The organism is Ideonella sp. FW305-24 (assembly GCF_058788035.1).
In genome coordinates this window covers 168,875-182,654 of the sequence record NZ_JBYTAI010000007.1, presented here as the reverse complement: position 1 = coordinate 182,654, position 13,780 = coordinate 168,875, and the positions used below count along the sequence as shown (strand labels likewise).

4 protein-coding genes are annotated in these 13,780 nt (G+C 68.1%); 3 read left to right on the top strand and 1 reads right to left on the bottom strand.

Annotated elements, in window-relative coordinates; all coding sequences use genetic code 11:
• Positions 1–274: 274 nt before the first annotated feature.
• On the top strand, positions 275–2,413 hold the full coding sequence (locus AC3WR5_RS19765; RefSeq protein ID WP_492486522.1) for an endonuclease/exonuclease/phosphatase family protein: 2,139 nt from the start codon (positions 275–277) through the stop codon (positions 2,411–2,413).
• A gap of 35 nt (positions 2,414–2,448) precedes the next feature.
• Here AC3WR5_RS19765 and AC3WR5_RS19760 read toward each other — a convergent pair whose 3' ends face one another.
• The gene (locus AC3WR5_RS19760) at positions 2,449–3,522 is read right to left on the bottom strand and encodes an AraC family transcriptional regulator (protein ID WP_492486521.1); all 1,074 of its coding nucleotides are present in this window, start codon (positions 3,520–3,522) and stop codon (positions 2,449–2,451) included.
• Between the two features lie 308 nt (positions 3,523–3,830).
• Between AC3WR5_RS19760 and AC3WR5_RS19755 the strand changes: the two genes are divergently transcribed.
• Positions 3,831–8,459 (top strand): YDG domain-containing protein, encoded by a 4,629-nt coding sequence (locus AC3WR5_RS19755; RefSeq protein WP_492486519.1) that lies wholly within the window; start codon positions 3,831–3,833, stop codon positions 8,457–8,459.
• Positions 8,460–8,602: 143 nt separating this feature from the next.
• The gene (locus tag AC3WR5_RS19750; protein ID WP_492486517.1) at positions 8,603–13,762 is read left to right on the top strand and encodes a two-partner secretion domain-containing protein; all 5,160 of its coding nucleotides are present in this window, start codon (positions 8,603–8,605) and stop codon (positions 13,760–13,762) included.
• The last annotated feature ends 18 nt before the right edge of the window (positions 13,763–13,780 follow it).

Here is a 13,780-nt window from a genome sequence, read left to right as displayed (position 1 = left end):
GAGCGACCCCTGCGCCGTCCTTCAGCGGCGCTTGTGGCTTGTTAAGCCTTTTGAACCCACGGCTTCTGCCGCGGCGATTAAGAACTTTTAAAGACCGCTTAAGAAGCCTGGTGCAGCGCTGACGCGCCCTCGTCAAACCGGAGGATGGCCGTAGCGCATTCGTTCTACGGACGCCGAGCCGGCGCTTTCCTACGATCAAAACGTGATGGCTGAAGGCTTGCGAACCCCGCAACGGCAGCCCCCACATCTCCAAGATCGCAAGGGAAACAACACCATGACCTACTTCCTGTTGACTGGCCAGAAGCTCCGCGCTGGCGAACACCTCACGTCGCCGGACCGCAGCTGTTTTCTCACGCAGCAGCGTGATGGCAACCTTTGCCTCTACCAGGGCGCCGGACCGGAGGCACGGGGCGGCTGCATCTGGGCTGCACTGGGCGCTTCGCTGCCGCAGGGCGACTACTTCGCCGCGATGCAGGGCGATGGCAACCTCTGCGTCTACCGCCAGAAGCCCGACGGCAACACCGACTTCATCTGGAGCACCGGCACCGTGGCACCGGGCGGAAAGTTCATGGCGGTGGTTGAAGACGCCGGCCTGCTCACGGTGCGTGTTGGCGAGGCCGACGAGCACGCGAAGCAACCGGTGCTTTGGGCCTCGCGCCGTTTGCGCCTGCTGAGCTTCAACACCCACTTGATGGAGGGCTCCGCCATCGTGACCGGGGCCAAGCTCACCGGCAAGCTGCCGGTCACCTTCCGCGACGACGAGCGCCACGCCTTCATCGTGGAGAAGGTCAAGCAGTCCGGCGCCGACGTGGTGGCGCTGCAGGAGGTCTGGTCCGCCAACCGCATGGACAACATCCGTGACGACCTGAAGAGCGTCTATCCGCACAGCGTCCGGGGCACCAGCGGGGCCTTGAACCGGGCGGGCTCAGGCATCGTGCTGGTCAGCAAGTTTCCGCTGGAGGACTGGCAGTTCAACCAGTTCCCCGAGACTTCGGAGGAAGACAGCGAAGATGCCTGGGCCACCAAGGGCGTGCTGTCGGCCACCATGAAGCTGGACGGGGGTGTGAAGCTGCGCATCGGCATGACCCACGCCTGGACCAACGCGGGCAACAAGGATGCCCGCTGCACCAACATCGAGAACCTGATCGGCTGGACCCTGGGCGGCCGGGGCGACATGCCCGCGGCCTTGCTGGGCGACTTCAACGTGCACCGCATTGGCGATCCGGCCAAGTTCGCCACGCTGGAGAGCTTGATGGCGGCCCAGGGCGCGACCGACAGCTGGACCCGCGTGCACGGCCCGGACCAGGCGCTGGCCTCGGCCACCGACGACCACATCCACAACACGCTGGATCAGTTCTTCACCCCGGGAAGCGACACGCCCGATTCCGACTGCCTGGACTACGTCTACCTGAAGGACGGCGCGCAGACGCCGCTGCGGCCGCTGCAGGCGACTGTGCTGCGCGACTGGCACTACCCGCTGAACACCTCCAACCCCGCGTGGTACTGGGTTCACAAGGGCACCCTGGCGCACCTGCCGTCTGCCGCGGTGGCCGGCGACAAGCTGTGGGTGGCCACGCGCGCCGCGCATGACCGCAGCCTGCAGATCAGCCGCTTCGACCAGGCGACCAAGCAGTGGCGCCACGAGGTGCTGCCGGACGTGAGCAGCGACGGCGCGCCGGGGCTGGTGTGGTTCGCGGGCTGCCTGCACCTGTTCTTCCAGCAAGACCGGCAGGTGATGAAGATGGAATCCGTGGATGGACGCAAGTGGTCGCGAGCCGAGAGTCAAGGCGGTGAAATGCGCTCCTCCGGCGGTGTGTGCGCGGTGGTGCACCAGGGCCGGCTGTACGTCTTCTGCCGTGATCCGAGTGGCGAACAGGTCTGCGTGCACCAGTGGGGTCCTGGGGGCTGGTCCAAGCGGGACTGGCTGCACATCGACACACCGCACGACATTGCGGCCGCGTCGCTGGGTGACACGCTGTGTGTCGTGACGGTGGATGCCGGCTCGGGCAGCCCGCGTGGGCTGATGCGCGCGGTGCTGAACCACACCGGCAAGTGGCAGCCGGCGCAGCTGGAAAGAGGCGCCACCGCGACCGGCTCGCCCGGCATCACCAGCCGCAATGGCCGCTTCGAACTGTTCTACCGCGAGCCCGGCGGCGCCGGCATGTTCCATCGCTCGTCTGCTGACGGGCTGAACTGGTCCGGCCAGGACTTCGATGCGCGCCTGGCGACGATGGACACGGTCTGCCCGGCGGCATTCGGCGATGACTTGCTGCTGTTCTACGCGCATGTGCACGAAAGCGGCGAGGGCTACGCGAAGCGCGCCCTGGCGCACAGCCACTACCCGGCCGGCGTGCAGCTCGACGCTTCGGACCACTACCCCTACCAGGTCGACCTGGTCTGGCCGCAGGGCTGACGAGGCCCGAGGCCTGCGCGTCGCGCAGGCCTTGTTCAGCGCGCTTTGGCCGCTGGCAGCCCCATCGCCCTGAAGTCCTGCGGCGCCATGCCGTAGGCCCGGCGGAAGGCGCGGGTGAAGTCGGAGGCGCTGTTGAAGGACAGGCCGTAGGCGATGTCGATGATGGGCTTGTTCGGTGCGCTCAGCAGCTCTTCGGCGGCCTCGCGCAGCCGGCAGTTGCGGATGTAGGCGGCCAGCCCGCCCTCGGGCTCGAACAGACGGTACAGCGTGGCGCGTGGCAGCCGGAACTGCAGGCGGATGCCGTCGGGCGACAGCGTGTCCTGGTGCAGGTTCTCCTGCACATGGTGCTGCAACCGGTCCAGCAGCGCCATGCGCACGGCATTGCGCGCATGGCCGTGCAAGCGGGCCTGGCGGCCGAATGCGGCCAGCATCAGCTCGGCACCGCTGCGGATGGCGCGTTCGGCTTCGGCTGGTGGCAGGCGCGGCAGGGTGGTGGCCAGCGTCTGCAACTGCGCCAGCAGCAGCCGGGCCAGTGACGAGGTGTAGGTCACCACCTGGCCGTGGATCGCCGGGGCATCGGGGATCACGGCCTCCACCATGGCGCGCGGCAGCATGAAGGCCAGCACGCGGGCCTGCGTCGGGCGGTGCATGCGCCAGGGCTGGCGCATGTCCAGCGCCAGCACGCCGGGCATGAACTGCGTGGACCGGCGCGGCCGATGCCCCTGGGCCACCGATTCGATCAGCCCTTCGACGGCGACGTGGAAGACGTAGTCGTCCAGCGTGTCGGTGCCAATGCGCGCGGCGCTGCGCAACTGGGTCACCGCGTCGCTGTGGATGTCCATGAACACCATGTCGCTCAGCACGTGGGTGGCGATCTCGCCGTGGAAACCGGCAGCCACCTGCGAGCGTGAGAGCGGCACGTCCAGCGAGCGACCCACGTAGTCGCGCCAGGCCGGGGCCTGCAAGGTGCGCGCCTCGGCAGCCACGCTGAAGTGGTGCCGCAGCACCGCGGGTGCCTCGGCGGGGGAAGCGGTGGCACCAGGGTGCGCGTAGCGCTGCGCTGGAGAGGCCAGGAGCTGGCGCACGGTGGGCGAGTAATCGCTGGTCATGGAGGAACTGCTGGCCATGAAGAGGAGGGCAAGGCGGTGTACCCCCAATCCTGGGGATTCATTTTGGCAACTGAGACACCTGGTCAAGCCGCCGGCCGCCGCTGAAGAAAATCACGCGGCACCCCAAGCGGCTTGGCGCGGCGCCGCTTGAGCGCTGGTGTGCGCAGCCGCCGAGTGTGTCGCAGGTTTGCCAGCGGCCAGTGTGAGTGGCCGCTGGCGACGCGGCTGTAGCGCATTTGTTCTACGGACAGGCCAAGGCCTGCTCCCTAGCATCCCGCCAACCCTCTTTCCCTCCAATTCTCCCCGCCATGAACCACGCCTACCACCTTGTCTGGAGCGACCTGTTCCAACGTTTTGTCGCCGTGCCGGAGACAGCCAAGGCGAGGGGCAAGCGCAGCGGTGCGGTGCTGCTTGCAGCGGCTGCCTTGAGTGGCGGTGCCTTCGCTGGGCCCACCGGCGGTGCGGTGAGCACCGGCAGTGGCACGATCACGCAAAGCGGGAGCACCACAACCATCAACCAGGGCAGCCAGAACCTGGCGATCAACTGGGCGACCTTCAACGTGGGCAAGGGCGAGAGCGTCAAGTTCGTGCAGCCCGGGGCTTCGTCCATCGCGCTGAACCGCGTGCTGGGCACCGATGCTTCGAGCATCAATGGCAGCCTCACGGCCAACGGCCAGGTGTGGATCCTGAACCCGAACGGCGTGCTGTTTGGCAATGGCGCGAGCGTCAACGTTGGCGGTCTCGTTGCATCCACGCTGAGCATGAGCGACAGCGACTTCGCGGCCGGCAAAGCAAGCTTCAGCGGCAACGGCAACCAGGGCAGCGTCGTCAACCAGGGCAGCCTGACCGGCGGCTACGTGGCGCTGCTTGGCAAGCAGGTCAGCAACAGCGGCAGCATCACCACGCCCAACGGCACCGCAGCCCTCGCAGCCGGCGACAAGGTCACGCTGGACTTCAGCGGCAGCCAGCTGCTCAGCGTGACGGTCGACGAAGGCACGCTCAACGCATTGGCCGAGAACAAGGGCTTGATCCGTGCAGACAACGGCAGCGTCTTGCTCAGCGCGAATGCCAAGAACGCGCTGCTGGACACGGTGGTCAACAACGAAGGTGTGATCGAAGCGCGCGGCATCGACAGCAGCGGCGGCAGGATCATCCTGCTTGGCAGTTTCAACGGCGGCACCGTGAAGGCCGGCGGCACGCTGGACGCCTCGTCCGTGAACCACGACGGCGGCTTCATCGAGACCAGCGGTGCGCATGTGCAAGTGGCAGACGGCGCGCAGATCAGCACGTTGTCGCAAACCGGCAAGACCGGCACCTGGCTGGTGGACCCGACGGACTTCACGATCAGCGCGGGCAGCGGCGGCCAAACGACGAGCGGCATCGGCGCGGGCACGCTGGCTGCGAACCTGGCGAGCAACAACGTCACGCTGGCGACCGACAACAGCACCGGCACGGACAGCGGCGACATCAACGTCAACGCAGCGGTCAGCTGGAGCGCCGATACGACGCTGACGCTGAACGCCTACCGCAACGTCAACCTCAACGCAGCGATCACGGCCACTGGCGAGGCAGCCGGACTGGCGCTGAACCATGGCGGCGACTACAAGGTCAACGCCCCTGTCACGCTCAGCGGCGCCAACGCCAGTCTCAGCCTCAACGGCAATGCCTACACGCTGATCCACAGCATGGCCGAGCTGCAGTCGGCCGACAACCACGGCCTGCTCGCGCTGGCGCAGGACCTGGACGCCAGCGACACGGTCTACGGTGGCGCGGTGATCGGGACGTTTTTCGGTACGCTGGCCGGCCTGGGCCACACCATTCATCGGTTCAACGTGGCGGGCGCAGGCAGCCTTGCCGGGCTGATCGGCCAGATCCGCAATGGCGCCGTGGTGCGCGACCTCAGCCTGGTGGGCGGCAGCGTGCAGGCCTCGGGCCCGGGTGCGGGCGCGCTGGCCGGGCTGAGTGACGGGACGATCCTCAACGTGCATGCCGCCGTCGATGTCAGCGGTGGCGACGATTCGGGTGGGCTGGTCGGCTACAACACCGGCCGCATCACACGGTCGGACGCCACCGGCACGGTCACCGGCGGCAATGACACCGGCGGGCTGATCGGGCGCAACAAGGGCAACCTGGACCAGGTGTGGGCCAGCGGTGACGTGACGGGCGCATCGTACGTCGGGGGGCTTGTCGGTTTGCAGACCGAGGCCGTGACCCTCAACAACGCCCATGCCAGTGGCGACGTCAGCGGCAACCTCTACGTTGGCGGCCTGGTCGGTGTGGCCTACAACACCTCGGTCTTTTCCAATGTCTATGCCACTGGCAACGTCACCGGTCTCACCGGTTCGGTCGGCGGGCTGGTCGGCCACAACGACGCCTCTTTCATCATCAGCGCCTTTGCCACCGGCAACGTTAAGTCCGCTGGTGGCGAAGGCGTGGGCGGCCTGATCGGCTCGGCCAACTACGACAGCACGGTCGTCTACGCCTATGCCACTGGCGACGTGAGCGGCGACTCGCGCGTGGGCGGCCTGATGGGCAAGGGGGCCGGCGTGCTGACCGATGTCTATGCCAGTGGCCATGTCAGCGCCAGCTATCAACCTGGCGGCCTGATCGGCGGCTTCGACGGCTTCTACCCCACCGTCACCAACGGCTACTGGAACCTGGAGACCACCGGCCAGTCCACCAGCCTGGGTGGCGGCACCGGGCTGAGTTCCGCGCAGATGATGCAGGCGTCCAGCTTCAGCGGCTGGGACCTGGCCAGCAGTGGCGGCAGCAACGCCGTGTGGCGCATCTACGAGGGCCAGACCGCGCCCTTGCTGAGGTCCTTCATGCCAGCGCTCACCGTCAGCGCCGACGGCGTGAGCAAGGTCTATGACGGCACGGTGAATTTCAGCGGCGGCGGCTACGCCACCAGTGACGCTGGCGCCGACCGCAGCCTCATCCTCGGCACGGCGGTTTACGGCGATGCCGGCAGCAAGAACGTTGGCAGCTACAGCATCGGCCTCAGCGGCCTCTATTCCGGCCAGTTTGGCTATGACCTGAGCTTTGCCGAAGGCACCGCCAAGGTCACCGCCGCCAGCTTGACCGTCAGCGGCGGCACCGCGGCCAGCAAGACCTACGATGGCACGACGCTGGCGAGTGTCAGCGGTGGCAGCCTGGGCGGGGTGCTGGCCGGCGACAGTGTCGCCCTCAGCCAGAGCGGCAGCTTCAGCGACAAGAACGCCGGCAGCGGCAAGACAGTCACGGTCACCAACAGCCTGGCCGGCGACGATGCGGGCAACTACGTGCTGGTCGGCCCGGTGGCGAAGGTCGCCGCCGACATCGACCCTGCGCAACTGCAAGTGAGCGGCGCGCAGGCGAGCAGCAAGACCTACGACAGCACGGTGGTGGCACAGCTCAGCGGCGGCAGCCTCGTGGGCGTGGTTGCGGGCGACCAACTGGGGTATTACCTGAGCGGCAGCTTCAGCGACAAGAACGTGGGCACCGGCAAGACCGTGAGCATCACCGGCGCGCTGTCCGGACCCGATGCCGGCAACTACGTGCTTGGCCCCCAGGCCGGCACGGCCCAGGCCGACATCTCGGCCGCCACCCTCTACCTCGTCGGCGGCACAGCCCTCAGCAAGGTCTACGACGGCAGCACAGCTGCCAGTGTCAGCGGAGGCCACCTGGATGGCCTGTTCAACGGGGACCTGGTCACCGTCAACCAGAGCGGCAGCTTCGGCGACAAGAACGTGGGCTACGGCAAGCAGGTCGCCGTCAGCCGCAGCCTGGGTGGCGCCGATGCCGGCAACTACCTGCTGCTCAATCCGTCAACCGTCATGGCGGCCGACATCACGCCCAAGCTGCTGTCTGTGGACCTCGTGGTGGCCGACAAGACCTACGACGGCTCGTCCCGCGCCAGCGTCACCGGCAGCCTTGGCGGCGTGATTGCCGGCGACGCGGTTTCGGCGGATGTCGTCGGCTACTTCGACGACAAGAACGTTGGCACGAACAAGAGCGTCAGCGTGGGCCTGTCCCTGCTGGGCGCGGACGCGGGCAACTACAGCTTCGATCGCCTGGGTGCGAGCACCGCCAGCATCAGCGCGGCGACCTTGACAGCGAGCGGTGGCGCGGCGGCCAACAAGACCTACGACGGCACGACCCAGGTCAGCCTGGGCCAGGGCACGCTGCTGGGCCTGCTGCCGGGCGACAGCGTCAGCCTCAGCCAGAGTGGCAGCTTTGTCGACAAGCATGCCGGCACGGGCAAGACGGTCAACGAACAGTTCGCCATTGGCGGTGTCGATGCCGGCAACTACGTGCTGGCCAATGCCACCGGCACCACCACGGCCGACATCGCCGCCGCCACCTTGCTGGTGGCCGGCACCGTGGCGGCCAACAAGACCTATGACGGCAAGACCGCCGCAGTGGTCGGTGGCGGCCAACTGATGGGCGTGCTCGCCGGCGACAGCGTCACGCTGAGCCAGAGCGGCGCATTCGTTGACAAGAACGCCGGCAGCGGCAAGGTGGTGGTCGTGACCAACGACCTGGGCGGCAGCGATGCGGGCAACTACGTCGTCGCCAACGACAGCACCAGCGCCAGCATCGCCCAGGCCCAGCTGACCGTGACCGGCGCCAAGGCGCAAGACAAGGTGTTCGACGGCACCAAGACCGCCACCGTCACCGGCGGCACGCTGACCGGCCTGGTCGCGGGCGACGACGTGGCGCTCAGCCAGACCGGCCAGTTCGTCACCGCCTTGTGGGGCCACTACAAGCCGGTGGTCGAAACCTTTGCCATCAGCGGCGCGGATGCGCAGAACTACCAGCTGACCAAGACCCAGCAACTGGGCCAGGCGGACGTGTTCAAGCCCGCGGCCGTGACCGTGGCCCAGCAACTGAAGCTGGCCGCGTTGCTGAGGGGCCTGGGCCTGACGGTGCTGGAGGCCGACGCTGCGGCGCGCTGAGCTCGCTTCCGCCGGCCGCTGCGATGCCGGCCGCCCACGCTGCACGGGCGTGGGCGGCCGGCTGTAGCGCATTTGTTCTACGGACAGCGGCGGGGCCGCTTCCTAACATTCCGTCAGCCCCTTCTTCCTCATTCTTCCCTGCCATGAACCACGCCTACCGCCTTGTCTGGAGCGACCTGTTCCAACGTTTTGTCGCCGTGCCGGAGACTGCCAAGGCGCGTGGCAAGCGCAGCGGCGCGGTGCTGTTGGCAGCGGCGGCACTGAGCGGTGCTGTGCTGGCCGGGCCGACGGGTGGCGCGGTGAGCACGGGCAGTGGCACGATCACGCAAAGCGGCAGCACGACCACCATCACCCAGGGCAGCCAGAACCTGGCGATCAACTGGGCGACGTTCAACGTGGGCAAGGGCGAGAGCGTCAAGTTCGTGCAGCCAGGCGCCTCGTCCATCGCGCTGAACCGGGTGCTGGGCACGGAGGCGTCCAGCATCAACGGCAGCCTCACGGCCAACGGCCAGGTGTGGATCCTGAACCCGAACGGCGTGCTGTTTGGCAATGGCGCAAGCGTCAACGTGGGTGGCCTCGTTGCATCCACGCTGAGCATGAGCGACAGCGACTTCGCGGCCGGCAAAGCAAGCTTCAGCGGCAACGGCAACCAGGGCAGCGTCGTCAACCAGGGCAGCCTGACCGGCGGCTACGTGGCGCTGCTTGGCAAGCAGGTCAGCAACAGCGGCAGCATCACCACGCCCAACGGCACCGCAGCCCTCGCCGCCGGCGACAAGGTCACGCTGGACTTCAGCGGCAGCCAGCTGCTCAGCGTCACGGTCGACGAAGGCACGCTGAACGCGCTGGCCGAGAACAAGGGCCTGATCCGCGCGGACAACGGCAGCGTGCTGCTCAGCGCCACAGCCAAGAACGCGCTGCTGGACACAGTCGTCAACAACGAAGGCGTGATCGAGGCCAAGGGCATCGACAGCAGCGGCGGCAAGATCATCCTGCTCGGCGGTTTCAACGGCGGCACCGTGAAGGCCGGCGGCAAGCTGGACGCCTCGTCCGTGAACCACGACGGCGGCTTCATCGAGACCAGCGGCGCGCATGTGCAAGTGGCAGACGGTGCGCAGATCAGCACACTGTCGCAAACCGGCAAGACCGGCACCTGGCTTGTCGACCCGACGGACTTCACGATCAGCGCCGGCAGCGGTGCGTTGACCAGCAGCGGCATTGGCGCGAGCACCTTGGCCACGAACCTGGCGACGAACAACGTCACGCTGACGACCGACAACAGCAAGGGCAGCGACAGCGGCGACATCAACGTCAATGCCGCGGTGAGCTGGAGTGCCAACACCACGTTGACGCTCAACGCCTACAACAACATCAACCTGCTGGCCGAGCTCACCGCCACTGGCGCGAATGCCGGCCTGGTGCTGAACACCGGCAACTACGCCGCCTCCGGCAGCGTGCGCAGCGGCGCGGACTACAAGCTGCACGCGCCTGTCACGCTCAGTGGCGCCAATGCCTCGCTGAACGTCAACGGCACGGCCTACACCCTGGTCCACAGCCTGGCGGACCTGGAGGCCATCAACAGCCAGGGGCTGGCCGGGCACTACGCGCTGGCGCAGGACATCGACGCCAGCGCCACGGTCTACAGCGGCGCGCTGATCGCCAGCACCGACAGCCCGTTCACCGGCAACCTGGCCGGCCTGGGTCACGCGATCAAGGGCTTCACCATCGCCGAGGCTTCCGGCCAGGACGTGGGCCTGATCGCCGCCGCCGGCAGCGGCAGCGAGATCCGGGACCTGGCACTGCAAGGCGGCAGCGTCAGCCTGGGCGAGTACGGCTTCGGCGCCTACATCGGCGCGTTGGTGGGCCACAACTGGGGCAGCGTCCGCAACGTCAGCAGCAGCGTGGACGTGTGGGCACCGCAGGGCTCCAACGTGGGCGGCCTGGTCGGCTTCAACTTCGGCAGCATCACCGGTGCAGCGGTCAGCGGCAGCGTGACGGGGCACGACATGGTGGGCGGCCTGGCGAGCTACAACGCCGGCAGCATCAGCGACAGCACGGTGAGCGGCAGCGTCAGCGGCGTCAATGCCGTGGGCGGCCTGGCAGGGGTCAACTGGAATGCGATCCGCAATGCCTATGCGGCGGGTTCAGTGCAGGGCCAGTCCCAGGTGGGCGGGCTGGTGGGCCTCAATGGCGGGGAAATCCGCTACCTGGTGTGGGACGGCAGCAGCACCGGGCAAGCCAGCGCCGTCGGCACTTCGGCTGGCGGCTACAGCAGCAACATTGGCAACGCCGCGGGCGGCAGCAAGCATGGCGACTATGCCAACCTCGGCAACTGGCACGAAAGCACGCCGGGCTCGGGCTTCTGGGTGGCGAACGACGTCGACGGCCAGCCGGCCTGGATCATGGTGGACGGCCTGCGCCCGGTGCGCGTGGCCGAGTACGTGCGCGGCATCCACACCGTGCGTCAGCTGCAGCTGATCGGCTACGACCTTGGTGCCAGCTACACCCTGGCCAACGACATTGCCGCCAGCCCGGCCGACAACACTGGCCAACTGGGCGACAGTGGCTTCGTGCCGCTGGGCACTGCCGCCGCGCCCTTCACCGGCAGCCTGGACGGCCAGTCGCACAGCATCGACGGCCTGGTGATCAACCGAGCCGGCCAGGACAACGTGGGCCTGGTGGGCGTGCTGGGCAACGGCGGCAGCATCAGCCACCTGGCGCTGAGTGGCGGCAACACCACCGGTGGTACCCACGTAGGCGGCCTGGTCGGCCTGGTCAACGCGGGCGGCAGCGTCAGCGACGTGCGGGTCAGCGGCAGCGTCACCGGCAGCAGCGCGGTGGGCGGGCTGGCCGGCCTGAACCTGGGCACCATCGCCGGTAGCCAAAGCCTGGCCACCGTGAGCGGTGGCGACAAGGCCGGCGGCCTGGTGGGCGACAACGAGCTGGGCGGCCTGGTGCAAGCCAGCAGCGCTGCGGGCACGGTCAGCGGCGGCAGCTCGGTCGGCGGCCTGGTGGGCTGGGACAGCGGCACGCTGAGCGGCGTGAGCAGCGGCGGCAGCGTGAGCGGCACCTCCGACGTGGGCGGGCTCGTGGGCACGCTGAGCCGGCCCAGCGTGGCGGGCACCGATGCCAACGGCCAATCCACCACCGTGAAGCTGCCCCTGAACCTCAGCAACGTCTCGTCCACGGCATCGGTCGACGGCGAGGCCAACGTGGGCGGGTTGGTCGGCTGGAGCGACGCCACGCTGAGCAATGTCAGCGCCAGCGGCGCTGTGAGCGGCGACTGGAGTGCCGGCGGCGCGGTGGGGGGGCTGGTCGGGCGCAATGCCGGCAGCATCGGCAACTCGCAGGCGACCGCCTCTGTCTACGACGGCAACCAGGTGGGCGGCCTGGTCGGCATCAACGACGGCAGCATCACAGGCTCGCACGCCAGCGGCCTTGTTTACGGCAGCACCGAGGTCGGTGGGCTGGTGGGGCACAACAACGGCAGCCTGGGCGGCGTCTACGCGACGGGTGCCGTCACCGGCTACGGCAACGACACTGGCGGCCTGGCGGGCAGCAACAGTGGCAGCGTCAACGGCGCCTACGCCACCGGTGTGGTTGTCAGCTACGGCAGCAGCGCTGGCGGGCTGGTGGGCAGCAGCGGCGGCAGCATCGGCAGCGTCTACGCGACCGGTGCCGTGTACGGCTATGGCAATGGCAACGGGACTGGCGGGCTGGCGGGCGTCAACAGCGGCAGCATTGACGGCGCCTATGCCACCGGTGCCGTCATGGCCTACGGCACCGGCACCGGCGGGCTGGCGGGCAGCAACAGCGGCGTGCTGAGCAATGTGTACGCCAGTGGTGCGGTCTCGGGCGCGTACGTCGTTGGCGGCCTGGCGGGTGCGAACAGCGGCAGCATCGCCAGCGCCTACGCCACCGGCAGCGTCTTGGGTTACACCCAGCTGGGTGGCCTGGTTGGTCTCAACTCTGGCGCAGGCCAGGTGACCCGCTCGTTCTGGCTCACGGCCAACACGGGCACCGGCATCGGCAGCAACCAGGCCAGTGTGGACAGCCTGACCCATGGCCTCAGCGACGCCGAGGCCAGGTCCACCGCCACCTACACGGCGGCCGGCTGGTCGCTGGACGACGTGGGCGGCAGCGGCACCGCCTGGCGCTTGTACGAAGGCAGCACGATGCCGCTGCTGCGCAGCTTCCTCACGCCGGTCAGCGTGTCCTTCACGGCAAACGGCAAGGTCTACGACGGCCTGGCCGCCGCGGGCAGCACCAGCAGCTACACGCTGTCCCAGCCCGGCGCCTCGCTGCTGGGCAGCGGCGTGCTGAGCTACGCCAGCAGCAGCGACAACGCCGGCAGCTACAGCGCCGGCAATGGTTCGCTGCGGGTGAGCGGCCTCTATTCGACGCAGCAGGGCTACGACATCGCCTACAGCGCCAACCTGGCGATCAGCCAGGCCGCCCTCGTCGTGTTCGGCGCCCATGTCGCCGGCAAGACCTACGACGGCACAAGCACGGCCAGCGTCAGTGGTGGCTATCTGCACGGCTTGGTCGATGGCGACAGCGTGGCACTCAGCCAGAGCGGTAGCTTCAGCGACAAGACCGCCGGCACCGGCAAGACCGTCACCGAGACCTTCGCCATCAGCGGCGGCGACGCCGGCAACTACGTGCTGATGAACCCCTCGGCCATTGCCCGGGCCGACATCGCGAAGGCGCTGCTCACCGTCTCCGGCAGCGCGGCCACCAACAAGACCTATGACGGCACGACGCTGGCGCAGGTCAGCGGCGGCACGCTGGCCGGCGTGATCGCGGGCGACAGCGTCACGCTCAGCCAGAGTGGCACGTTCGCCGACAAGAACGCTGGTCTCGGCAAGGTCGTAACGGTGACAAACAGCCTGGGCGGCGGCGACGCGGGCAACTACGTCGTCGCCAACGACAGCAGCAGCGCCAACATCGCCCAGGCCCTGCTGACCGTGACCGGCGCCCAGGCGCAGGACAAGGTGTTCGACGGCACGAAGACCGCCACGGTCACCGGCGGCACGTTGACCGGGCTTGTCGCAGGCGACGACGTGGCGCTCAGCCAGACCGGCCAGTTCGTCACCGCCTTGTGGGGCCACTACAAGCCTGTCGTCGAGACCTTCGCCATCAGCGGTGCAGACGCGCAGAACTACCAGCTGACCAAGACCCAGCAGCTCGGCCTGGCAGACGTGTTCAAGCCGGCCACCGTGACCCGCGCCCAGCAACTGAAGCTGGTCGCTTTGCTGAAGGGCCTGGGCCTGACGGTGCTGGAAGCCGACGCTGCAGCGCGCTGAGTTCCGATTCATCCTGGG